The following is a 23,096-nucleotide window of genomic DNA, read 5'->3' on the forward strand; positions in this document are numbered from 1 at the left end:
GGGCGACAGGGGTGATCCTCAGGAATGAAGCGGGAGAATGCGGGAAACTCTGTTTAGTAAAGGAGTGATCCCGTGATCGACCGTAAAGCAGCCTGGTGTGCAGCAATTTTCCTGCTGCTGATTGCGGCTGGCGGAATTGTGAATGATTGGGCAAGCAGGCAGCCGACAATTCCGGGCCCTAATCAGCTTGGCCCAAATCAAGTAACCATACAGTCCTATCGCTCCGGAACAAGCATACTTCCGACATCATCCTTTGAGCCCAGGGAATACGTTCGGATCTTGAGATCAGGGAGGAAGAAGCCGGAGGAATGACAGAATCCTTGTCACTCCTCTGGCTTCTTCCCATTGTAAGGCTACCTAAATGCTTTACGGCCTTTTATTAACGCTCTTTCCGGTTTTTCTTGTTATCCATGACGAGACCCTTGTCCTACTCTTCCGGGTGGGGCTCTTAGCCGTCGATTTGCAGATTTAAGTTGTTTTTATTCGTTTTAAACTTCTGCCGTTCAATCATGACACCGACAACACCCTTTGAATCCTCTGTCTCGCATACAATCCCGGTCCGGCCAAGGGTGGTTACGTGGACACAGTCTCCGATCCTCAGGCTCCGGCTGTGACTTATCTCTGTCTCTGCAACCTCAGCGGCTGCCGACTCCGTTGCAGAAGCTGGGGATGATTCCTCGACTACAGCAACCCGCGCGGCTACCCGTTTCCAATAAGCTTCGGATTCAGCGGCTTCCTCACTCTGTCCTCCACCTTCTCTTTCTGTCTCCTCCAGCCGATCATCCGCCTTACCCGCTTGAGTATAACCTTTCATAGAGATCTCGCGCGAGCGCCCGATAATTTCTTCTGGAATCCCAAGCTTCAGTGCGATCAGGAAAGCATAGCTTTGTCCCGCTTCCCCTATCCGCAGCCGGTACAAAGGCTGAAGTGTTTCTCTGTCGAATTCCATCCGGGCATTCTCAAAGCCGGGGGTTGCGGCGGCAAAATTCTTGATCTCGGTAAAATGCGTGGTCGCGACGACAGTCGCCCCTCTCCTGTGAAGTTCCTCCAGAATCGCAACCGATAACCCGACGCCTTCCCCGGGATCCGTGCCGGATGCCATTTCATCGATCAGCACGAGCGTCGAGGAATCCGCCACTTTTAGAATATCGATCACATTGTGGATATGAGCCGAAAAAGTACTCAGCGCATGTTCTATGCTCTGCCCATCGCCGATATCGACTGCTATATGATGAAAGACAGAGAACAAGCTTCCTTCCTTTACCGGGACGAGTAAACCCGATTGCACCAGCATGGTAAGCAAACCGACTGTCTTCGTCGCCAAGGTTTTCCCGCCTGTATTAGGTCCCGTGATGACCAGTGATTTGTACCTGCGCCCAATAATAAAATCAAGCGGAATCATCTGCTTACCCACTAAAGGGTGCCTGGCCTCGCGGAGATCGATCACACCATTCTCGTTTAGCTCGACATTACAGCCGCCGATCGCTAAGGCGTATTTGGCTTTGGCGAACAAAAAATCATAGGCGGCAACCGTCTCCACATTCATTTCGAATTCATGCGCATACTGCTCAGCTATAGCGGTCAGATCACTCAGCACCTTCATTTCTTCACGTGACTCTTCCGCTTTTAAACCGGCAAGCTCGAACTGAAAGCTCACAATGTCAGCTGGTTCTATATAGACGGTTTGCCCGCTTGCCGATTCATCCAGAACACTCCCTTTCACAAGTTTACGATGTTCTTTCTTCACCGGAAGCACATATCTACCACCACGCGTACTAATCAAATTCTCTTGCAGGATGGTGCGGTGCTTGCTCATTAACGAGTCCAGCTTCATCTTTAGGCGGTCTTCGATCAGGATTATTCTTCTGCGGACTTTCATTAGTTCCTTACTGGCAGCATCCACAATTCTACCGCTTCGTATGGTCCGTTCAATTTCCGATTTCAGCTTGGTGATTTCGTCCATAGAAGCAGCGTACGCACTGACGTGAGGGGCAACTTCTGACTTTGCCCTCATATATTTCATAAGCTGTGCGCAGCTGTTCAAAAATTGAAGCATGTGGACAAAATCTTTTTCACTGAACACATAACCGGTTCCCATTAAAGCAAGAATCTGCTCAACCCCTTCCAAGGAGGGGATCGGGACGCTGGCTCCGTGCTGAAGCAACGTTTTCGCTTCCGCCGTTTCGTCCAGTTTCTTGCGGATCGTCTTAGTGACGGTCATCGGGACCAACTGCTCGATTTGCCTTTTGCCGAGATACGACACCGCATAACTCATCATCGCTTCTTTTACTTTGCCGTAATCCAGACGCTGCAATGCTTTCTCATTCACGTGGATCGCTCCTTTTGTTGGATAAAATAAAAAAGAGCGCAGAATGAACAATCGTCATTCTGCGCTCTTTCGTGTACAGCCTACAAGTACCCTTCAATAAAAAATCCATGCTGAACTACAGCACGGATGCGGGCGCAATAATAGGCTTAGACCTAAGGCGTAGCATGATATCCGTTGTTTGTTCTTAACTAATTCCGAGGCATTTATAATTCCACAACAAAAAAACGTTGCCCAAACAACTATTTTTTAATGGGAAATGAAAACCTCTTCTATGGAATTTGGTTAGTTAAGAACGCTCACCGACATCAAAATCTCTCCCTCAGTTAAACAGTTGTATAAATAAGTTAGACTACCCACAATATAGCTCACTTGGATAGCCAAAGTCAAGGATGTTCCTACGTGATTTATTAGCCCGTTCAAAAAAATCAAAAAAGCACAACAATCGCTGTCTAAGCGTTGCTGTGCTTTTGAGAATCCGATTATTTGCGGAACGCAAGACGGAAATCATTCATTACTTTTCTCTGCCGTTCAATATACTGCCATACCCAGAAAATAAGGAGAAGCGAAGCGGCCAAATAAATAAGCGGAACCAGCAAACTGAGCTCAGTCAATAAAAAGGCAAAAACAAGAAGAAGACCACTGAACAAATGATTAATCGCCGTGTGGGCATTGCTCGGTATAAGATCAGCTGCATTCAGAACGTAGTTGCGCTGTGCGTATCGGATGGCCTGCAGGGCAAACGGCAGGGACAAGAAAGCAAAGTATAAGGTAAAGGGTGCGAAATCAAGAACGGGAAGAAGCGCAATTAACGCATAACCCGCGACAAAACTTGTAAGTAGAACATTTTTAGCTTTCCGTTTGCCTAAACGCACTACCAGCGTATTCTTCCCTGTCTTGGCATCGGATTCCGCATCCGGGAACTGGTTGATCAATAAGACGTTCGAGATGAACAGCGCAACCGGCAGAGAGATCATAAACGACTGCAGCGAATAATAGCCTGTCTGCACATAGAAAGCGCCCACGGTCATGAAGACCCCGTAAGTCGTAGCAATGAGCAGCTCCGCTATCCCGGGAGCCATGTTAATGAAGGAAAACTTACCTTTGGCGCCTGTATAGAACACTCCCGCCATAATGCCGTACAAGATGAGCGGAATAAGACCCCAGCCGCTGACGGCCACCAGATAAATCCCGATCAAAGCAGCTGTGCCAGAGAGAATCAAGCCGAAGAAACCCATATCCGCCCTCGATATTAATCCGAGCTGGATCATTCGCGAACCGCCTGTAAATGGACGCATTCCTGTCGTATTATCCCCATCACGATCCGCGTCTTTCCAGTCGTTGATCATGTTGGTCCCTGCCTGGATCATAAGGGCACCGATCAATGTCAAGATGAAATGAAGCACATTCAGTTCATGAACGGTTGAAAGCGCCAGCGCTCCCCCCAGGAGGATCGGCACAAGCGCAGCTGTAAGTGACAAAGGCCTTACGGCTTCTTTCCACGCCCGGGCTCTGGATCTGACATCGTCCCATGTACTGAACGAGATGCGGTTGTTCTCGAATTCAAAGACCGTCGGCGGTTGACCTTGGAGAATTTCTGGAACGAAGCGGTATTTCACAGTAAACGGCCGAATCCGGATAAACTCCAGTTTATCGAGTGCATCGCCTTGCTTCATCTGAGCTACAATTGGCGAGCGGCTGACCAGCAGCGCGGCAGCTTTCTCCCGGTCTTCCCGTTCTTTGAGTACCTCAGCCCTCCCGATAATCTCGGTTTCCTCCATCTCCATGAACGTAGCTCCCTGATGAATCAGGATCGCCGTTTCCGGGATATTGCTCCATTGGATGACTTTAGGATCGCCTTTCATGCTGGTCACGTATATGTTAAAGTCTTCGTCCGCGGCAAAATGCATCATTCTCTGCCTCGGTGAACCCATATTGGATGTGCCGACTGCACCTACTTCGGATCGCGCCAAGAAATCAAGCACTTCCTGTCTGCTTCTAATTGCCATAATGCGCTAAACTCCCTTTCTTGATCTGTGTCTAATCTTCTTTAGATGTTCTGATCCGTTTATAACTTATTTATTATATCACTTCCTATACAAGATACTATGGTAAAGGCTAGCTATTCATAGAATAATAGGATAATCTCATGGTTTGTTTCCAATCGGCGCTGAAAGACACATTTACGCATAAAAAAGAACCCGTCTCTTCCTCGGGTCCTTGTCTCTATGCTATTTGAACCAACCTTTTTCTTTAAAACGCATAATCGCTTCGATTCTGTTACTGACCCCCAGCTTATCCAGTATTACGGATACATAATTCCGGACAGTTCCGGCAGTCAGATAAAGTTCGTTAGCGATCTCCTTTGTATTCTTGCCGTCGGCAATCAGAGCGAGGACTGCCTTCTCCCGTTCCGTCAGCGGATTCGCTTCCTGAACATAGCTCTCGTCCACCAGCTCAGGCGCATAGATGCGACGTCCGGCCATAACGCTCCGTATCGAAGCTGCCAGCTCCTCGCTGGGGCTGTCCTTCAGCAAATAACCGAGTACACCCGCTTTGAGCGCACGCTCAAAGTAACCTGAACGGGCAAAGGTGGTTAAGATCATGACCTTGCAGCCCATTCCCTTTAACTCTTCGGCTGCGTCTAGGCCGCTCTTGGCCGGCATCTCGATGTCCATAATGCAGACGTCGGGCTGGTGAAGATGAACCAGCTTCAAAGCATCCTCACCATTGCTTGCTTTGCCGACCACGGTCATATCTTCTTCAAGTTCAAGCAGCGAAGCAAGAGCGCCGAGCAGCATGCGCTGGTCCTCGGCAATCACGATTCGAATCATACCTGAGCCTCCTTTACAACGGTTTTAAAGACATTCGGAACCTTGATAATCACATTCGTGCCTTGACTCGAGGTAACCTCCAGACTTCCGTTCACGAATTCAAGCCGTTCCTTCATTCCCCGAATCCCGTTCCCCCTGGAATAATCGATAGGTGTGGAAATGCCCACTCCATTGTCCCGGACTCTTACAATGAGCTCCGTATGCGAAGGCTCTATCTCAACCGTACAGGAAGAAGCCCGGCTGTGCTTGACAATATTCGTTACCGCTTCCTTCAAACACATGCTGATTACGTTCTCTGTAATAAGAGAAGTCTCTGTCAGTCTGGGGTCCCCTTCCAGATGAAAATCAATTTCGGCCGCTTGTAGAATCTGCCTGACCCGCCCTACCTCATCCTCTACTCTGGCCCCCCGCATTTCGGTAACCATTTCCCGGACTTCCTTAAGAGCGCTCCTGGCAGTCTGCCGGACATCATTGATTTCGGCCCGGGCCTGATTAGGATTCTTGCTCATAAGCTTGTTCGCCAGGTCACTCTTGAGTCCAATCAGCGAAAGTTTCTGGCCCAGCGTATCATGCAGATCACGGGCAATCCGCTGCCGTTCTTCCAGCTTAACCAGATCCGAGATCCGCTTATTCGCATCCTGCAGCTGGCCTTCAAGCTTCTCCTGTTTGTTCTTGTTGTAGGTGTTAACCGGGAGAAGGATAACCCCGATCAGACTGATAAGAACAAACGGAAGCTGTGTGATAAACACCGGATTTTTGGCGACAAATCCCAAGTTAATCGATACGATCGTGCTGACAAGATGGATGGTATAGAACGTAATGAATCCGATCTTGTTCTGGATATTCCCTATAAAGAAAGCCAGGAATAAAGAGAAATATAAGTATCCAAACAACACGGTCATCGCGATAGAGATAATAATCTGTACACTTGTCCAGAAGTAGACCTGCCAGCCTCTGGTCATAACAGACAGTACATAGCTGACAAAGAATACAATAATGAGCGTGATGCCGATTATGATCTCCGTCATTGAAGAACTTAAGATAAAGTAAAACGGAAGAATAAAGAAGACAACCCATACATATGGACTCAGGCCCGTTTTCTTTTGAAACACTTGAAACCATTTCCGCATGGTCTACATCCCTTTTTCTATACCGGTGAGTTTTATCTTTATTTTAGCATAAACGATTCTTCCGGCAATTATTTCCCTTGAAGACTCGGATTGCTTTTAATCGTTTTGGCCGCTGCATCGTTTTTGTGCAGAACTTTTTTAACATCTTTGAAGCCGACGAACGTCTTGCCTTTTTCATCCCATAACCGGAAACGGAGCGACTGGAGACTCTTACGTAGTGTAATGGTAGTCGCCTTCTGAAGCGGCGGCGTTTCGTTATGGGCTTTTTCCAGATAATAGTTCGGAACTCTAGGGCTCAGATGATGCACGTGATGGAATCCGATGTTACCGGTGATCCACTGCAGCAGCTTAGGAAGCTTGTAGTAAGAGCTGCCTTCAACAGCCGCCTTCACATAACTCCACTCTTCTTCGTTCTCGAAATAAGAATCTTCGAATTGGTGCTGTACATAGAACAACCAGATGCCCAGGAGGCCGGATACAAAAAACACGGGACCTTGTACCATTAAGAATGCCTGCCAGCCAATCGCCCAGCACAGAAGCGCATACAGAGCCACGATTGAAAAATTAGTGACATAAGTGTTCACACGTTCCTTGCGTTTTGCGCCTTTACGGTTGAAACGGTACTGGAACAAGAAAATAGCAACCGGTCCAAGACCGAGCATGACGAACGGATTCCGGTAGAAACGATAAGCGATTCGGCGCCACAGCGGAGAAGCTGCATACTCGTCTACAGTAAGCACCCACATATCACCGGTTCCTCTTTTATCGAGATTGCTGCTTGTCGCGTGATGTACGGAATGACTATATTTCCACTGCTGATAAGGGCAGAGAGTGAGTACTCCTGTAATTGTCCCGATTATTTCATTAGCCAGACGGCTTTTAAAGAACGATTGATGGCAGCAGTCGTGGAAAATGATGAAGGTACGAATGACGAATCCGGCTGTCACTAAAGCGAGTGGAAGCGTCAGCCAGTAAGAAACAGACAAGCTTAAATAGGCGCCATACCAGAGAAGCACTAGCGGAACTAGTGTATTGAAAAGTTGGCGGATACTTGATTTTGTGTCTGTTTTTTCGTAAGGAGCTACATTTTTTTTCAAATTCGTTACTTTAGATTGAGTCATCGTGAATGTTTCCTCCTCGATCGATCTGATGTCCGGGGAATATCACCGAACAGCTGTTACAGTCTAGTATATTTCTAATTATATAGAAAGTATCCCTTGCGCTGTAGTCATAAGTGTCAGTATAGGAGTATGACAAATGTCATGCTTACGAAAAAAGACCGCCTGCAGGCGATCTCGGATTAAAGTCACGTAGGTTTTGTCGTCCACCACTTACATGCCGACCTAAGCCGCCAAACCGAAAGCAGCCTGTGGCGTGGATACACGCCTCTGCATTTGACTCGTCTTGCGGCTGCTCTGAGACTGTATAAATCCCCAAGCGACAGCAGGCTCGGCAAGATCCAGCTGCATCAGCTCCACTAGTGCCGCTGCATTACCGGATAGGTAAACGCCTGCACATACTTTCAGGTATTCTCTCAGACCCGCATCTTGCGGAAGAGCCAGTTCCCCCCGCAGAAGACAATCCCTGACGGAAGCAAGAGATTGCCGTGCACGATGCAAGGCGGCTTTGACCGCCCCTTCCGTTGTTTGAAGCTGGCGGGCCGTCTCCGTAATGGATAGGGCAAAAACATCGCGAAGTATGAAAACGGTTCTCTGCAGAGGGGAAAGATGAATCATCAGTGCCTGCATAGCACTCTCAATCTCCAAAGAATCACTATCGGGAAGCGCCATTTGGGCCTCTTCCTGTTTTAAAATCCGCTGGAGAACCGTATGTCTGCGCAGCTGATCGATCCAGGTGTTCTTGGCGATGCGCAGCAGAAGCGCTTCCTTGTTCGTAAACCCCGGTCCCTCTGCGATTTGCATAGCTTTGAGCCAAGCTTCCTGCGCCAAATCCTCCGCCTCCCATTGGGACCTTGTCAATGAAAGGCAATAGCGGGTTAGCGCTCCATACAGCTGCTCCAGACTGTTACCTCCGTCTATGCCGGTTCCAGTCGACCCGTTTTCATTCCATTTAGTTGAGAACACTAAAAACCCTCCTTCCACTTGAATTCCGCTATATATACAAATGACCTTACTTCAAACAGAACGTTCTCTTTTGAACAAAGCAGCCCTTATTTTAACAAAGTAACCCATACAAAGTCTCTATATAACAAACGAATGAAGAAGTCAAAAAGATACGCAGAGCCCGAAAATTAATATTCCTTTCTCCGCCTCGTTCCGCGTATCTTCCAGAGGTTCTTGTTCGTTTACCAAACGAAACCCGGGTACACACAACGAAATCGGAGGAGAAAGAATGAGTATTCCCATTCCTTATGTAGTCGAACAGACCGGAAGAGGTGAAAGGTCGTATGACATTTATTCCCGTCTGCTCAAGGACCGGATCGTATTTCTCGGTTCGGAAATTAACGATCAGGTAGCTAATAATATCATTGCCCAGCTTCTGTTCCTCGCTGCAGAAGATCCTGAGAAGGAGATAAATTTGTACATCAACAGTCCCGGAGGCTCCACATCAGCCGGTTTTGCCATCTATGATACGATTCAGTTCCTGAAGCCGCCCGTACACACCATTTGCACAGGGTTCGCCGCCTCCTTCGCCGCTATTCTACTGCTGGCCGGGACAGCCGGCAAACGATTCGCGCTGCCGAACAGTGAAATTATGATTCACCAGCCCCATGGAGGTGTGCAGGGTCAGGCAAGCGATATTGCCATATCCGCCAACCGCATTCTGCGCATCCGTGACCGCCTGGTTAAGATTACGTCCGAACGGACCGGACAGTCCGAAGAGAAGGTGCAGAATGATATGGACCGGGATTATTTCTTGTCAGCGGAAGAAGCAGTGGAGTATGGAATCATAGACAAAATCCTGACTTCCATTTGATTTAAAGGGAACATAATCAACCCTTCTCAAAACTGCTTGACTAACCTGTTTCTGCTCTGATTACGGAGATAAATACTGGGTAAATAAAGTGATGAAACCCTAATTGGGCTTCATCACTTTTTTTGTACCCAATATCCCCTCCGGGAAGGTATTAAACCAATAGGAATTTAAGGTATACTGAGCGTACCTTGATAAGGACAAGAAGCTAGCCTAGGAGGCTTTCCATACTATGAAATATGACATTTCCGACAATCTATTCATTCAAGCGTACGAGAGTGCTCCTTTCGGCATCGGTGTTTACAGCATTGACGAAGCCCGCTGGCTTAAGTGTAATCCATTTTTTTGTATAACGCTTGGCTACTCTCCAGATGAATTAACCGGGATGGAGGATCAGTACCTCGTTCATCGGGATGATTACCCGATTGCAGATCATCCCCTGACAGCTGTTGCTCTGGCTCAGCCGGCTGTTTCTCCTTATCGTCTGGAGATCAGATATCTACATAAAAATGGTGCCGTCGTCCAATTATCTCTTCACCTATCATTATTGGCGGGACGCCCCGATCAAGCCTCTCCCCTGCTGCTCGTGCAGGCACTAGACGTCACAGCCCAGCGTAAGGAAGAGGAAAGACTCCGAGACAGTGAACGCAAGTACACAGCTCTTTTAGAAGCCTCGCTGGACTGGATATGTACGCACAAACCGGATTCGGGCACGACCATTACGTACTCCTCTCCCTGCTGCCGGTCCATACTAGGTTATGAACCTGGTGAGATGGTTGGCTTAAGCAAACTTGCATTCGTTCACCCGGAGGATTGTAACCGCGTTGACCGATACTGGTCCGGAAAAGCAGATAGGCAAAGCGAAACAATCACTTTCCGCATCCGCCGTAAAGATGGAGAATATATTTGGCTCGAATCCACGAACCGCTATATGTATAACAAGAATGGACAACTAGAAGAAATCATCTCTATTTCACGGGATATTACCGAACAACGGAAGGCCGAGAAGCTTTTAAAAGAAAGCGAGCAGCGTTATAAGTCTCTCTTTGATCACAATCCCGCGGCTGTTTATTCTATGAATCTCGATGGAGATTATTTAACTGCCAATCCGAATCTGCACAAGCTGACCGGCTATACGCTGGATGAATTAATCGGTATGTATTGGGGACCCCTCGTTCATCCTAAAGACCTTCCTAAGACACTGCACCATTTCGGACTCGCCAAAGAAGGCTATCCCCAAAGCTACGATTTGACCATCATCCATAAAGACGGCCGCCTTGTGGAAATTAATTCAACGAATATTCCCATTATCGTGGACAACGAGATTGTCGGCGTGTATGGGATAACAAGTGATATAACGGAACGTCAAAAGTATATAGAAGAAATCGAAAAGCTTAGCAAAGAGTACACCCTCATTCTTAATGCTGTATCGGAAGGCATTTTCGGCCTGGATGCAGACGGTAATGCCATGTTCATTAATCCGGCCGGGGCCGCCATGCTTGGATTTGAAGCTGAAGAGCTGATCGGTCAACCCTATCTCGGTATGATGCAGCAGACGTACCCGGGAGATTCGCAGCTTCCTACAGAAGAGAATGTGATCTTCCGGGCAATCCGGGAAGGCCACTCGTATCACAGTAAAGAAGCGGTGTTCTGGCGGAAGGATGGCTCAAGCTTCTTAGCGGAATATACGGTGACAACGATCGTTGATAAAGGCATGCACAAAGGAGCCGTTGTCGTCTTCCGTGATATTACCGGGGAGAAAGAAATCATTCGTGCGAAGGAGTCCGCGGAACAAGCCGACAAAGCCAAATCCGAGTTTCTGGCCATCATGAGCCATGAAATCCGGACACCCATGAACGGGATTATCGGAATGGCCGACCTGCTTGCGGAGACAGAGCTATCTGAAGAACAACGAAGTTATCTCGATATTGTTCTCCAAAGCAGTTATGCGCTGATCAAAATTCTTAATGAAATTCTCGATTTCAGTAAAATAGAAGCGGGTAAAATGGAAATTAACTATGAAGCTTTCCAGATTCGTCATGTCTTGGATAATGTACTGGAACTTTTCACACCCCGGGCTATGGAACGCGGCATCCCGATTACTTGTCGGATCGACGATCGGATTCCTTCTATTGTCATAGGGGACCCCGGCATCCTTCGCCAGGTGCTTGTCAATTTAGTCGGTAATGCGATTAAGTTTACTGAGCAAGGACAAATAACCGTAACCGCCAACTTGACCGCAGAAACGGGTAAAGATGAGATCGTTATCGAGTTCTTGGTTCAGGATACGGGAATTGGCATAGCGGAGGATAAGCAGAGCCAGCTTTTCCAATCCTTCTCACAGCTTCATCCTACCATTAACCGCAAATATGGAGGAACAGGCTTGGGACTTGCAATCTGCAAAAAGCTGGTGGAATTAATGGGCGGGGCCATTGGTGTTGAAAGTAAAGAACATGCAGGTTCTACTTTTCAATTCGCCCTTCCCTTCTCCCTCTATTCGGCATCGGATCTTAATGCCTCCGGTGAGGAAGATAAATCAACAAACGGTCGGTCGCGCCCGCCAACCGAGCATCGCCGCTACGGCCCGCTAAGAATTCTGGTAGCGGATGATCACGCCGTAAACAGGCTTCTCCTCCATACCCTGCTCAGGAAACTGGGCTATGAGGCAGATAGTGTCGAGAATGGTGCTGAAGCCGTGCAGGCCGTGAAGAAGAACGTTTACGATATTATTTTTATGGACCTTCAAATGCCTGAAATGGATGGACTGGAAGCAACGGCAACAATCAGCCAGCTTTACTCTCATTCAGACAAACAAGGACCTTCCATTATCGCTGTCACGGCCTTTGCGCAAGACGAGGATATCGAAATGTGTCTTAGAGCCGGCATGCAGGATTTTATCAGTAAGCCTGTCTATGCTCCTCAGGTTGAACGCGTACTCAAACAATGGTCACCTTATACAGCAAAAAAGTAAAATGGACTCCATGAAAAGAGTGACAAAATTTTTGTCACTTTTTTTATTCTTCATTTAAACGATACCGCAAACAGAAGTCGTATCATGTTCAACCCTAATTTCTGATATACTTACTTTAGCGAAAGTAAAAAAATACCTTTGTATCTTTTTAACAGAATAATTTTAGCTTAAGACCCATTTTTATCCACAAAGGAGCGGTTATTTCCTCTTATTATACGAATAGAACTCATATAGAGTATTGTAGAATTTCGTCGAATATCATAGAATTGTGTAGGAAATACTCGTTTGAGGGGAACTTGAACATGTCTATTAAAAATCTGTCGATCGTTTTTTTAACCGTGGTACTGGCCGTTCTCGTTATCAATAATACTGTATTTTTTTATTCCACTAAAAACTCTTTGGTTACCAATATGGAATCAGAGCTTTTCACAGTTTCACAGCAAATCCAATTAAGTATAGATCATGTCGAATATTCATATGAAACGACAGACCGCTTAATGTCCGACTCCTTAAAAAAAGTCGCGATCGCTGCAAAAAATTCACTTCCCGCCCGGTTTGAAGAGATCACTAATGAGCAGCTTCTCCAACTAAGCCGTCTGTATCATGTAAGCAATATCACTTTGTTTGCAAGACAGGGAAACGATATCATCAGCGTCCGTTCGTCCGAACCCAAAGAACTCAACATGAACACCAAAGAATGGGGCAATTACCACACCGCACTCAGCCAACTGCTGAGCGGGGAGTTGGTTACCGTGCCGGAAGGGACCGCTTCCCAAAATTTCTGGACAGGTAAATTGTCCGGTTCTGCATCCAATCCCGATTCCCCCAAGAATAAATTCGCCTACTATTATGATGGCACCACCAACTATATTATCAATCCGATGATTAATAGCAGTGCCTTGCAGGAGCTGGATTCCAGCGGCGGAACCGAATTAATTGTGGAAGAAACGCTCAGAAACAACAACCGTCTGCTTGAGATTACCGGATTTAACCCCCGTACTTTCTCTAAACCAGACGATGATCCCAGTTTCTACACGTATACGAATCAATCGCGTAATCTCCGATATTCAGAACGGAAAATACTGTTCGGACAATATACGAAGAAATCACCAGAGGATGGAACCTTTATCGAAAAAGCAGTATCCTCTAACAAACCCGTTTCTTACACAACCAAGATTGACAACCGAAATGTACTCAAAATGTTCTATCCCGTTAAAAGCGAGAAAGTTCAATTCCCATATGTCATTGGGCTAGTTACTGATATGGAACATATCCATGAGTCACTGAATAAACAACTCTTTAATTTTTTCCTGATCATTCTGCTCGTTTCTCTTGCAAGTTTTCTGCTTATTGTGTCTCTATATAAAGCCATCAATCGTTCCAAAGATTCCATAGCCCAAACGATTCAAGACAATTATACGAACGAAATGAACAATCTGATGGTCGCCATCAAAGGGCAAAATCATGATTTTGCCAATCATCTCACAACGATCAGCTGCATGGTGCAATTGAAGAAATTCGATGAAACCAAGAAATATATTCACGAGCTTGTGGAAGAAACCAGATTAGTTAATGAGATGGTCCATGTCGGACATCCGGCCCTGGCATCGTTAATCAGTTCAAAGCTCACCCAATCTTTTATGCGTAAAATCCATTTCACTTACGATCTTGATCATCTCGGAGACGATCTCGAAAGTATTTCCGGTTTAAAATCCGTTGATATTGTAAAAATTCTCGGCAACCTGATCGACAATGCCTATGATGAAGTAAGTTATCTGGAAGTCGAGAAACGCGAGGTTCACTTAGCTTGTCAGCTCAAAGAAAACCATCTCATTTTTCATATTTCCAACACAACCGCGGAACCTATATCGGAAGATATCCTAAATGCCATGTTTAAAAGTGGGTATTCCACCAAAACTTCCGGCAATCATAAAGGGCTTGGACTCGCTATTGTCAGCCAGCTCGTTCAGCGTTATAAAGGCAGTATCAGCGTTCAAGTCCCTGATAAAAATAAAATTCAATTTACGGTCATACTTCCCATCGATTCATAGGGTAATAGAAATTCCGTATAATGGTGCGGAAGTTGCTGCACAAAAAAACGGTTCTTGCTGTGCAAGAGCCGCTTTTTTGCATATTCGTTTACCTGTGATGCGGGGTATCGCTGAAAGTCAAGCTCGAATGGGGTATCCGGACATAAGTACCCGCTGCCAGATCATGAAGGGTTCTACGGTCGCTTCTAATCAAAATCATCGCCAGACCTATAATCGTAAAGATTCCATAAGTGAATGAGTACAGGATCGCCTGGAAAATAATCGCTCGGATGAACATCGTTTTCACCTTCACCGGCGACCCATCCATGGCTACAATTTGAATCCCCATCATTCTCTTACCCGGAGTATACCCCTCCCAGAATAGCGGAAACAGGAATTGATACAAGCCCATGATTATATAGGCCGGATACCCATTTAAAGCGTTCTGAAGGTCAAATCCGGTTAAGCCCTGCACTAAGGAAGCGCTAATTGCCAGGATCGTGGCATCCAGTAAAGCTGCTACGATTCTTTTTAGAGAACCTGCCGGCAAATCCATTTTATCTCCCCCTCCCGCCACCACTATTATTTTTACATTATTTCCAAATAGTATCAATCGTTTTATAACAAAAAAAGAGACTGCTTAGCAGCCTCTTAGGGATCTTATATACAAGTTGTTGTGGGTCAGTGTGCTGTTTTTAATGGATTGGCCGTTTCTGTGGACTCGTCTTGCTGGCTCCGGTTCATGAACCAAAGGGTAGACCAGATAAGTACGAAGCCAATTAGTTGACCGAATGTGAGAGGCTTATCAAAAACTAGCCAGTTAATCAGCACCCCAATCGCAGGAAAAGCAAGTTCTGCAATAGCGGCAAAGAAGGCTTTAGTCGAGGATAACCCTTTATAATAAAGCAGCATACTTACTAAGCCCGGCAGAAAAGCCTGGAAAAGCAAGTTGACTACAATTAATGTCCATTCTCCCGTTGTCCTATTCCCTGTCCAGGCGTCTCCGCTTGCTATCAGAATAACGAACAGCAAAGGGACGGCCAGTAAAAATCTCAGTGAAGTGACGATAGGAAAATCCAAATCTTTCTGCAGCAAGTATTTCCCCATTACCGTCGAACCTCCCCACAAGGCAGCCGCGAGGATGGATAGCAGACTTCCCAGCACGCTTAAATCCTGCAAACTGAGCGAGGGCAGAGCAAATCCGAAGGTAAGCAGATAAGTACCTGCAAGAGCAAACAAGATAAATCCGAAAAACCGCGATGGCAGTGCTTCTTTTAGCAGAAAACGAGCGAGAATAATGGCAAATAAAGGCTGAAGCTTCTGTAAAAGCAGGACAGCATTCGCACTTCCGTGCGCAAACGCCGATGTGAATAAGATGGTCGCAATAGCCGAGCCTCCCCATGAAACAAACAACAGGGCTCCGACCACTCCCAGCGTAATTTTTCCGGTCAGAGCATGACGGTATTTGATCAGCACCGGCAGAGCATAGAGCATGAGAAGCAGATGTTCGATAAAAACAATCTGGGCGGAAGTGAAGCTTTGCAATAGCAGAATCCGGAATAACGGATCCAGACCCCATAGCGTGGCTCCCAGAGCCACGTACCAAATTCCTTTCATCTTGCCTGACGACTTGCCGTTTAGTTCCTCATTCCTCAATCTTAACGCATCTTCCAATTCAAAAACCTCCTAAGGGTGTCTTGAATTGAACCTTCTGAAAAGAGGTAATGCCCCCGTCATATTTAATCAACGGGGGCATTACCAAACAGACTTGTTAAAATTGGATTTTAACAAGCTGCTCTTCACCTTCTCCCATCCGGACTTTACCGTCGGCCCTGGAATCTCACCAGATCAGTCCCGGCCTATACAAGCCGGGAGTCGCGGGCTTAGACACCCATGTACACATGGGCATCCTCACCGCCGGTAGGGAATTTCACCCAACCCCGAAGGTTCATATTCGATTTTTATTGTATTCTTTAGTGACTTATGATGGTCATTTGTTACCTAAATCCTTGATATAACTGGACTCCAGAAGATTCATTGTTTCCTTTGGTTTCTGTTAATATCAACGATTATCTAAAAGTATCCTACCAAAACCCTACCAAACAGGCACTTTTGGAAGGTTCACTTTTAACTGTAATCAAAATGTTAACATTGGGATTAAAAAAAAGCAAGGGCTTTTAACCCATGCTTTCCTCACTCTCCAACCAATCGAAAAACACATTTCTTGAAGCCTTATTATTCCACTTTCCCCTATCCTTTTTACCGGGAAAGGAGGGTTCTTAAAAAAGCTCATAACCCGACCTCCTCCCAATTTCAAGTATTGCAATCTTCTGCTCGGCTTTCAGAGTCAATGGTAAATCCTCTTTATTATAAGTACATTCTTTAGCCTTCATATGTAATCTCCCATTTAACATATTAATATTTTACTTTTATAACTTTAATCGCTTATCTGGCTTTTTATAATTGAACTTGAGCAAGAGTATAATACAGTATTAGCAAGCTTATTTTTTGATTGTGCAACTTACCATCCATTCATCAAATTGATCTGCAGATTAACCCACTTTCCGTCAACCAACTTGCTCTTTGGCCTCATTTCAGTTTGAAATATATGTATAAGGTCGCCAACTTTAAAATTATCATTATCGTTGCTATAAAACTTTTTTTGTCAACTTTATTCTCGAATAGTGACGTTTAAGATAAAGCGCAATAAACAGAGTCTAGAGCAAAGCTATATGCATGACTAGCATTAAACCATATCCACTCGAATCATCAATAATCTCCCATACCTTACCACTCATTCTGCTGAATCATGCTTATTAACGTTTTCGTTTTCTATAATTTTTTTACTGAAACCTTCAATGAACCTTTGTATTAATGGCAATAACATATAATAATCCTTTAGTTAACATAACTTCACCAACCAATATATGTTTTCACTAAATTTATTTATAGCTTGTAGAAAATGGAAAAATATACTATCATGGTTATGTCGACTTACGAATACAATTGCGCAATTGTATATTTTAATCAAATATTAAGTAAAAGTATAATTTAATGATATATTTTAAAGGAGTGCACATAATGAAAAAGAAGATTATAACTGGAACCATTTTAACTGTTTCATGTATTGGTTTATTTTTTGCTGGTTTTAATGCTAACGCTACCGTTTTTGGTTTTAAGTGGGCTCATAAGTCAGGAAATTTCGCTTTGGTTAAAGCAAGTACGAGCAATCTTAATTCTACTTACAACGGCAGCGCCTTTACTAATGGAATCGCAAAATGGAATGGTGCAGCAGGAGCACATATAGCGATTCAGAGTTCAACTGTAGCTAATGCAAATGTAGATTTACACAGTGTTACTAAAGCACAATGGACTTCAAATGGTTGGGGCTCGACTAATTATGCCGTAACTGTCCCTTACAATAATGGTGTTGCATGTGCAAGCGGAGCGGCATTTAGTGATCCAAATGATCTTTGTCCAACAAGAGCGGATTATGCTGCTATCTATTTTAATCAAGGTTATGAATACTCTAATCAGGATAAAAAAGAAGCTCTAGTGGCACATGAAATAGGCCACGCTGTTGGACTTAGTCATACAGCATATATTGGTGTACAAACCGTTATGGCTCAAGGGCTCTCTAAGGGCACTGATGTTACCGCTTATGATATCGGTGAATTGAATTCTTTATATCCATAAACACAATAGGAGGGAAATATCATTATGAAGAAAAAAATATTTATTGGAGTTTCAGCCGCCTGTCTCGCACTAAGCTTTTTTGTTGGTCAATATATCTCGACAAGCTCTGTCCAGTCTGAAAATCATTTAGCAGTAGCAGATAACAACTTGCCTTTAAACGAACAGGTTTGGGGTACTCAAGTAGCTATTAAGGGCACAGTTATAAAGCAGGAAGACTCTTCTTTAAGAGAAGCAGATGTTCCTGGCCAAGGTTTCTCCTTTCCCGTTACACCAGCAACAGTTCAAGTAACCGAAGTCTTATATGGCGACGTAGATACCAAACAACTAACACTTCTTCAACATGGTTCAGATGATGATAAGAAATCTGCAGCACACTTTGTGAAAGTCGGGCAAGAATACATTCTGTTGTTAACAAAAACAGAAGACGGTAAGTATTGGTCTTATAATTATGATGATGGAATTTGGAATGTTGTGAATGGAAAAGTAACAAAAAATACTGAACAAATTAGTAAGTCGTTAATGACAATGAGCGATAAGTCTGAAAAAGTATTTAAAGATGAGATTGTAAAAGCGATAAAGAATCAAAAGAAAAGTAGCCAGTAGTAATAGAGATAAGAAGTAGGGGCAAACATTGCTCCTATTTTTATTTCAAGTTGTTCGTCTAAAAATAAGTGATAAATTGTAGATGAATGTATATATTGATTTGTTATATAATTTTATTTTATATTTTACCTTTCTTTAATCTCAATTAAAATGTTCCAGATATAAATCATTGGAAGAATATTGGTATAAATTCAACTGGATGTACTCCTACCGCCGCGGAGGTTAATATATGAAAAAGAAGAGTACCATCTTTTTAGTAACCGTTTTAATATCTATGTTTATAGCAAGCAATATCAACACGGGCAATGAACTTATAGCTTTTGATCAAATTCAGGAAATACAGATCAACAAACATGATGGTTCGTTTTCGACAAACGATCAAAATACAATCAAAGAACTCAACAATACACTCTCCGATGCGATATTTGTGCCATTTTTCCCAGATACATCCTCCGGTAGTGTAGCTATTCGTTTATTTAACAGTGGACAAGAAATTGGTAGGGTTGTTGCTAAAGATAGTATTTACATCAGAAAGGGAAAAATAACATATAGAACCGTTTTAACACCAGATTTAAAAGCTTTCTACTCGGAAATATTGCAAGAAAATAATATTAAAAAAAACTAATATAAGATACATCGATCAAATATTTTGTCGTATATTATTTATACTGACCGGCTATTCGAGATTAACCGAGTTTATGGACGACTATATTTCTTTTTCATTTGGTTAGACAATTTGGGGTTCTCACTCATTATGAAAAGCTAATTTATATTCGTTCTCACTGGAAATGACTAGTCATGGGAATAGATGTATACAATATGATTTTTGCTTTTTTATGTCCCCATAAATATTAATCAGCAGCTTGCTGATCAAGCAACACTATCTTATACGATTGCTCTTTTGCTTCTTTGACTTGTGTCAGCAAATCCTTCACTCCGTCGATATTATATAAACTTCCCTTTTATTAGCTTTCTTCGTATTATCTCCTTCGGCCCATTCTCCAAGTTCGACAATATTCATCCCATTCAAACAATAATTTGCGGGCAAACAGGACCAATTGATCATGAAAATAGTTACATATTATGTTAAATTTAATCTAATAGAAAAGGAGGAATCACTTATGAAGAAGTTAAAAATTATCGGCCTCACATTGCTCATTTTAATGATGACTACAACTACTGTATTTGCTACGAACTATAGTTCAGTTTATGTGACAGGATATACTGGAACCACAGATGCAACCATGGCTATTACCGGACAAAATCAATATGGTATAGCAACAATCAATGCAAGTGGTGCATTTTCTGGCTTTATTTTTGAATATTGCAAGGGCTCACAAAAACAGTACAAGTATAACGAGCCTGACGGAGGTACTAAGACAATAAGGTATTACATGAGTTCTAGTTGTACGTATCAACTCTATGTTACAAAAGATGGCGATTTCCCCGTGAATGGTGAAATAAAGAACTATGAATAATGACTTTGAAAAGTGTCATCCTACTAAGGTTGGCACTTTTCAATTCAGATGTATCTGTCTTAACACCCTGTAGTTCTGTATTCTTCTTCGTAATCATGCAAAGGTTTGATTACTTGCTTCATTTCCCTATACTTTCTTTTAGCAGCCCAGCCTCGTTATTCTTAGCAGCATCTTAATCTCCGTCCTCATTGATTTGCTTAGTTCCACCGCCAAACTGCCAACCGTTAGCTTCTACAAATTCGATAAATTTATCTAGAAACTCATCATGATTGAGATTACCTTTATTGGCAAACACAGTTCCGTTGATTTCTATCCCTTATTTTATCTAGATTAGAAGATTACCCCTCTACTTTGTACCCAACCGAAATCGGAACAATAAATTCATGCTTACAGTTCGGACAAGTAGCAGTTAATACTGGATCTTCACCTTCATTAATTCTCTTGTAAAAATCCTGCAAGAATGCAAGGTCAGATGTAAATAAATTTTCAATTACTTTGGCATCAATATTTGGAAGTTCACCCAATCGAGTGATAACTCTTGTAAGTAAAATCACCATTAAATATTGCGGATTTGCTTGAACTCGCGGATCTCTCATTGGCAGAATTTCATCAGCGGCTGTTGCGAGTCTCATGACTCCTTTTTTATGAATATTCCCACTACTATCTACAAACCCTCTCGGTAATTCAAACTCATAGTCTGTCTTAAATGCCATAACAATCGCCCCTTACTCAAAATGGGTATTACTCAACATTTGTCACTATCCTGGATTTCCCGTTCCTATGCCCCATCAATTAGCTCAAATCTGTCATTACTTATAAATTTAGTCTATTGTGTAAAAGGATTTTTAATTAAATCAACAAATTTTCTGAATTCTACTTCAAGATCCCTTCGTTCTCTTTTCATCAACTTCCCTCCCACCCAAATGCTTCTCTTGTTGAATATAGTCAAAAATAGTATGCGTCCTTGCCTAGAGATAAAAAAATATACACGGGAATACAGCTTAGCAGCTTGATTTGAATCCCATATCTTTTGAGTCTTTTTTATATCCTAAGTATTCTAATGATTTTTTCAAAGAACTGTCAAAGTTGAACATGTGGACGGCAGCATAAGGTTAAAATGCCATGATTGTGTTCATCTAGAACACAATGAAATTCAAATCCATTCACACTTATTTTTTTAAAACGTTTTCTAAATGTCTTCACGCAGTTACACCTTGGCCAAGTATTGATACACAGATAAACAGTCATAATTCGATATAAATCTATATTTCATCAATTTCATTTAGGTATCATTACCTATTCCTTACATATAAACACAATGCTAACATTAATCATAAGTATTTAAACAAATTAGTTTTAGGAGGTTTTTATGAAAAAGAAAGTTGTTATCCTGACCATGTTTTTTAGTTTAATTGGAGCTTCTTTAGCATTTGCAGCAAACGATTTTAGATCTACTCAAATTACTGGATGGCAAAATGATAATACACTTTTCATTACGGGTCAGAACCAATATGGACATTTTGGTTGGAAGATTACGTCAGGCAAAGCGAAAGTAACCCTTTATGAAACTTGCCCAAACAAACCAACAAAAAGTCTCTCTTACACTGTTACCTCTAATGGTGGTACAGACTATTGGATGAGCAGCGCTTGTGATTATCATGCACAGATTATTGGAAGTGGAGTAGGATTAGGAACGGTTTGGGTTCAAAACTATCAAAATTAGTAAAATCCAGGCTGGCTTATTGCCAGTCTTTCTTTTACCAGTTTTTCGGATGACCTCAATGTATCTTTTAATTAAATTTAAAGCCTGATTAGTTTTAACTAACCAGGCTTTAAATTTAGGTATGATTTTCCTAATGTAAGAACTGCTGACTCTTGCACTCAAGATATGAATAAACAGTACCTGGCTAAAAGTTCATCATCTATCGATTAATTTAATTTATTCGTTTATACTTTCACTGCTATCAAGCAAATAAATAACTAGTTTAAAAGATTAATCTCTGGGATAATCAACTCTCATGATATCCATAAAAGGAACCTTATTCGTTCCCTCCGCAGTCTCCATATGCACTTTACCTGTTCTGGAATCCATTTTCGTTATCAAACCTTTAACTGTCTCTTCACAACCCCAAACAGTCAGAACGATTATTGATTTCTCTTGATAGGCCTCTGAGAGCTGATTTCCGAGTTCTTCAAGAACAAATTCATCACGTGTTGGGCGCTTTGGTACTTTGGTTTTTGCCATTATGAAACCTCCTGCCGTTAAATCATATACTAGCATGAGTCATGGGAACAGTCTATCCTCAAAACCAAACAGTATTATATAAGATAAGGCGATTCCCTATTCTTTTAAGCGCTGAGATATCTGGTGGAAACCATGGGCCCCGTATCTTCTTAAGCGGCCGCTGGAAGAGTATGTTGTACATGCGACGCGGGTCCAATCACTTTTTTTTGTCCTCTTCCTTCTCGTCTCCACAGTGCAGTTCCTTTCCAGTCCTTCTATTTTCTTATACATGTCCTTTCACTACCATTTTATGTATAATGGATTTAAAGGCCTTTTTCGTTAGCGATTAATCAGGGCATATTTTCCTTTTCAGAAAAAGGTAGGATATACAGAAAGGGTGCAGTTAAAATGAACAGAGCTTTTAAAATCACTATCCTGGCATCCGTTACTATTGCGGCAATGAGTGTTGCTTCAGTTACTACGAATAGCTTTGCTTTAAATACGACTGTTACCACTCCTAGAAAAATAACAGAAGAAGAATTAAGTTATTGGAAGCAAAATACAGGCGCGATTTATACAGAGTTCAGTAAATTTGTTAAGGATTCTTCCCCTAAAGATCTACCTGATTCAGAAACATCACGGAGTGTGGACCTCATTAAAGCAGATACCAAGCAAATTATAGATCCTGAATACGGCATATACATAAAAGAATAAATGATTTACAAAACCATCTTTAAAGATGGTTCAGATTGCAGACAAACTCCTTTGTTCCGAATGGAACTCAGGAGTTTGTCTTGTTTGGAGAAATAAAAAACTCAAAAATGCAGTAAGTTTCTGTTTTGAGCCACCGGTTCTCCAAAGCCAGGTGGC

Annotated in this window: 19 protein-coding genes, 1 pseudogene and 1 riboswitch; of the genes and pseudogenes, 10 read left to right on the forward strand and 10 right to left on the reverse strand. The window is 43.1% G+C overall.

Translation table 11 applies throughout. From position 1 onward, the window contains the following. Nucleotides 1-72: 72 nt before the first annotated feature. Entirely contained in the window at nt 73-312 is a 240-nt protein-coding gene (locus EDM21_RS20675) for a hypothetical protein (protein ID WP_157338315.1), read from the forward strand. 118 nt (nt 313-430) lie between these two features. On the opposite strand, the pseudogene EDM21_RS20680 reads toward EDM21_RS20675, so the two are convergent. From EDM21_RS20680 to EDM21_RS20705, 6 genes and pseudogenes are all read right to left on the reverse strand, one after another. Continuing rightward, nucleotides 431-2,329 (reverse strand): annotated as a pseudogene (locus EDM21_RS20680) (endonuclease MutS2); the annotation flags it as partial. A gap of 479 nt (nt 2,330-2,808) precedes the next feature. Then, complete coding sequence (locus EDM21_RS20685) at nt 2,809-4,335, reverse strand: prenyltransferase (protein WP_157338316.1); 1,527 nt, start codon at nt 4,333-4,335, stop codon at nt 2,809-2,811. Between the two features lie 222 nt (nt 4,336-4,557). Beyond that, on the reverse strand, nt 4,558-5,160 hold the full coding sequence (locus tag EDM21_RS20690) for a response regulator transcription factor (protein WP_157338317.1): 603 nt from the start codon (nt 5,158-5,160) through the stop codon (nt 4,558-4,560). Continuing rightward, the gene (locus EDM21_RS20695; protein WP_157338318.1) at nt 5,157-6,290 is read right to left on the reverse strand and encodes a sensor histidine kinase; all 1,134 of its coding nucleotides are present in this window, start codon (nt 6,288-6,290) and stop codon (nt 5,157-5,159) included. Before EDM21_RS20695 ends, EDM21_RS20690 begins: the two co-directional genes overlap by 4 nt. A gap of 68 nt (nt 6,291-6,358) precedes the next feature. Further along, the gene (gene desA / locus EDM21_RS20700) at nt 6,359-7,411 is read right to left on the reverse strand and encodes a Delta(5) desaturase DesA (protein WP_157338319.1); all 1,053 of its coding nucleotides are present in this window, start codon (nt 7,409-7,411) and stop codon (nt 6,359-6,361) included. A gap of 222 nt (nt 7,412-7,633) precedes the next feature. Continuing rightward, nucleotides 7,634-8,374: a sigma-70 family RNA polymerase sigma factor gene (locus EDM21_RS20705; RefSeq protein WP_157338320.1), complete on the reverse strand. Its 741-nt coding sequence runs from the start codon at nt 8,372-8,374 to the stop codon at nt 7,634-7,636. 268 nt (nt 8,375-8,642) lie between these two features. Here EDM21_RS20705 and clpP point away from each other — a divergent pair, with 268 nt between their 5' ends. The 3 genes from clpP (at nt 8,643) to EDM21_RS20720 (ending at nt 14,246) form a co-directional block, all read left to right on the forward strand. Then, the gene (gene clpP / locus EDM21_RS20710; RefSeq protein WP_157338321.1) at nt 8,643-9,227 is read left to right on the forward strand and encodes an ATP-dependent Clp endopeptidase proteolytic subunit ClpP; all 585 of its coding nucleotides are present in this window, start codon (nt 8,643-8,645) and stop codon (nt 9,225-9,227) included. A gap of 229 nt (nt 9,228-9,456) precedes the next feature. Continuing rightward, nucleotides 9,457-12,195, forward strand: coding sequence for a PAS domain S-box protein (locus EDM21_RS20715; protein WP_157338322.1), 2,739 nt, complete (start codon nt 9,457-9,459; stop codon nt 12,193-12,195). 302 nt (nt 12,196-12,497) lie between these two features. Further along, nucleotides 12,498-14,246 carry a sensor histidine kinase gene (locus EDM21_RS20720; RefSeq protein WP_157338323.1) on the forward strand — a complete coding sequence of 583 codons (1,749 nt, stop codon included), beginning with the start codon at nt 12,498-12,500 and terminating at the stop codon, nt 14,244-14,246. 88 nt (nt 14,247-14,334) lie between these two features. Here the strand turns inward: EDM21_RS20720 and EDM21_RS20725 are convergent, their stop codons facing one another. Both EDM21_RS20725 and EDM21_RS20730 read right to left on the reverse strand, forming a co-directional pair. Continuing rightward, nucleotides 14,335-14,781: an RDD family protein gene (locus tag EDM21_RS20725; RefSeq protein ID WP_157338324.1), complete on the reverse strand. Its 447-nt coding sequence runs from the start codon at nt 14,779-14,781 to the stop codon at nt 14,335-14,337. A gap of 125 nt (nt 14,782-14,906) precedes the next feature. Beyond that, the gene (locus EDM21_RS20730) at nt 14,907-15,899 is read right to left on the reverse strand and encodes a DMT family transporter (protein ID WP_420850681.1); all 993 of its coding nucleotides are present in this window, start codon (nt 15,897-15,899) and stop codon (nt 14,907-14,909) included. A 123-nt stretch (nt 15,900-16,022) separates the two neighbouring features. Next, a riboswitch (FMN riboswitch) is annotated at nt 16,023-16,177 on the reverse strand. 1,129 nt (nt 16,178-17,306) lie between these two features. Here EDM21_RS20730 and EDM21_RS20735 point away from each other — a divergent pair. From EDM21_RS20735 to EDM21_RS20750, 4 genes are all read left to right on the forward strand, one after another. Continuing rightward, entirely contained in the window at nt 17,307-17,921 is a 615-nt protein-coding gene (locus EDM21_RS20735; RefSeq protein ID WP_157338325.1) for a M57 family metalloprotease, read from the forward strand. A 24-nt stretch (nt 17,922-17,945) separates the two neighbouring features. Further along, complete coding sequence (locus tag EDM21_RS20740) at nt 17,946-18,524, forward strand: hypothetical protein (protein ID WP_157338326.1); 579 nt, start codon at nt 17,946-17,948, stop codon at nt 18,522-18,524. Nucleotides 18,525-18,753: 229 nt separating this feature from the next. Further along, entirely contained in the window at nt 18,754-19,149 is a 396-nt protein-coding gene (locus EDM21_RS20745) for a hypothetical protein (RefSeq protein ID WP_157338327.1), read from the forward strand. A 496-nt stretch (nt 19,150-19,645) separates the two neighbouring features. Next, nucleotides 19,646-20,002, forward strand: coding sequence for a hypothetical protein (locus tag EDM21_RS20750; RefSeq protein WP_157338328.1), 357 nt, complete (start codon nt 19,646-19,648; stop codon nt 20,000-20,002). 338 nt (nt 20,003-20,340) lie between these two features. Here the strand turns inward: EDM21_RS20750 and EDM21_RS20760 are convergent, their stop codons facing one another. Continuing rightward, on the reverse strand, nt 20,341-20,715 hold the full coding sequence (locus EDM21_RS20760; protein ID WP_157338329.1) for a phage tail assembly protein: 375 nt from the start codon (nt 20,713-20,715) through the stop codon (nt 20,341-20,343). Between the two features lie 656 nt (nt 20,716-21,371). On the opposite strand from EDM21_RS20760, the gene EDM21_RS20765 reads away from it, so the two are divergent. Beyond that, entirely contained in the window at nt 21,372-21,725 is a 354-nt protein-coding gene (locus EDM21_RS20765) for a hypothetical protein (protein ID WP_157338330.1), read from the forward strand. Between the two features lie 270 nt (nt 21,726-21,995). Here EDM21_RS20765 and EDM21_RS20770 read toward each other — a convergent pair whose 3' ends face one another. Continuing rightward, nucleotides 21,996-22,247, reverse strand: a complete 252-nt coding sequence (locus EDM21_RS20770) for a YolD-like family protein (protein ID WP_157338331.1) — start codon at nt 22,245-22,247, stop codon at nt 21,996-21,998. Nucleotides 22,248-22,634: 387 nt separating this feature from the next. Between EDM21_RS20770 and EDM21_RS20775 the strand changes: the two genes are divergently transcribed. Beyond that, nucleotides 22,635-22,940 carry a hypothetical protein gene (locus EDM21_RS20775; protein WP_157338332.1) on the forward strand — a complete coding sequence of 102 codons (306 nt, stop codon included), beginning with the start codon at nt 22,635-22,637 and terminating at the stop codon, nt 22,938-22,940. Nucleotides 22,941-23,096 lie beyond the last annotated feature (156 nt).

It is taken from the genome of Paenibacillus lutrae (assembly GCF_009757775.1).
Classification (GTDB): Bacteria; Bacillota; Bacilli; order Paenibacillales; family NBRC-103111; genus Paenibacillus_F; species Paenibacillus_F lutrae.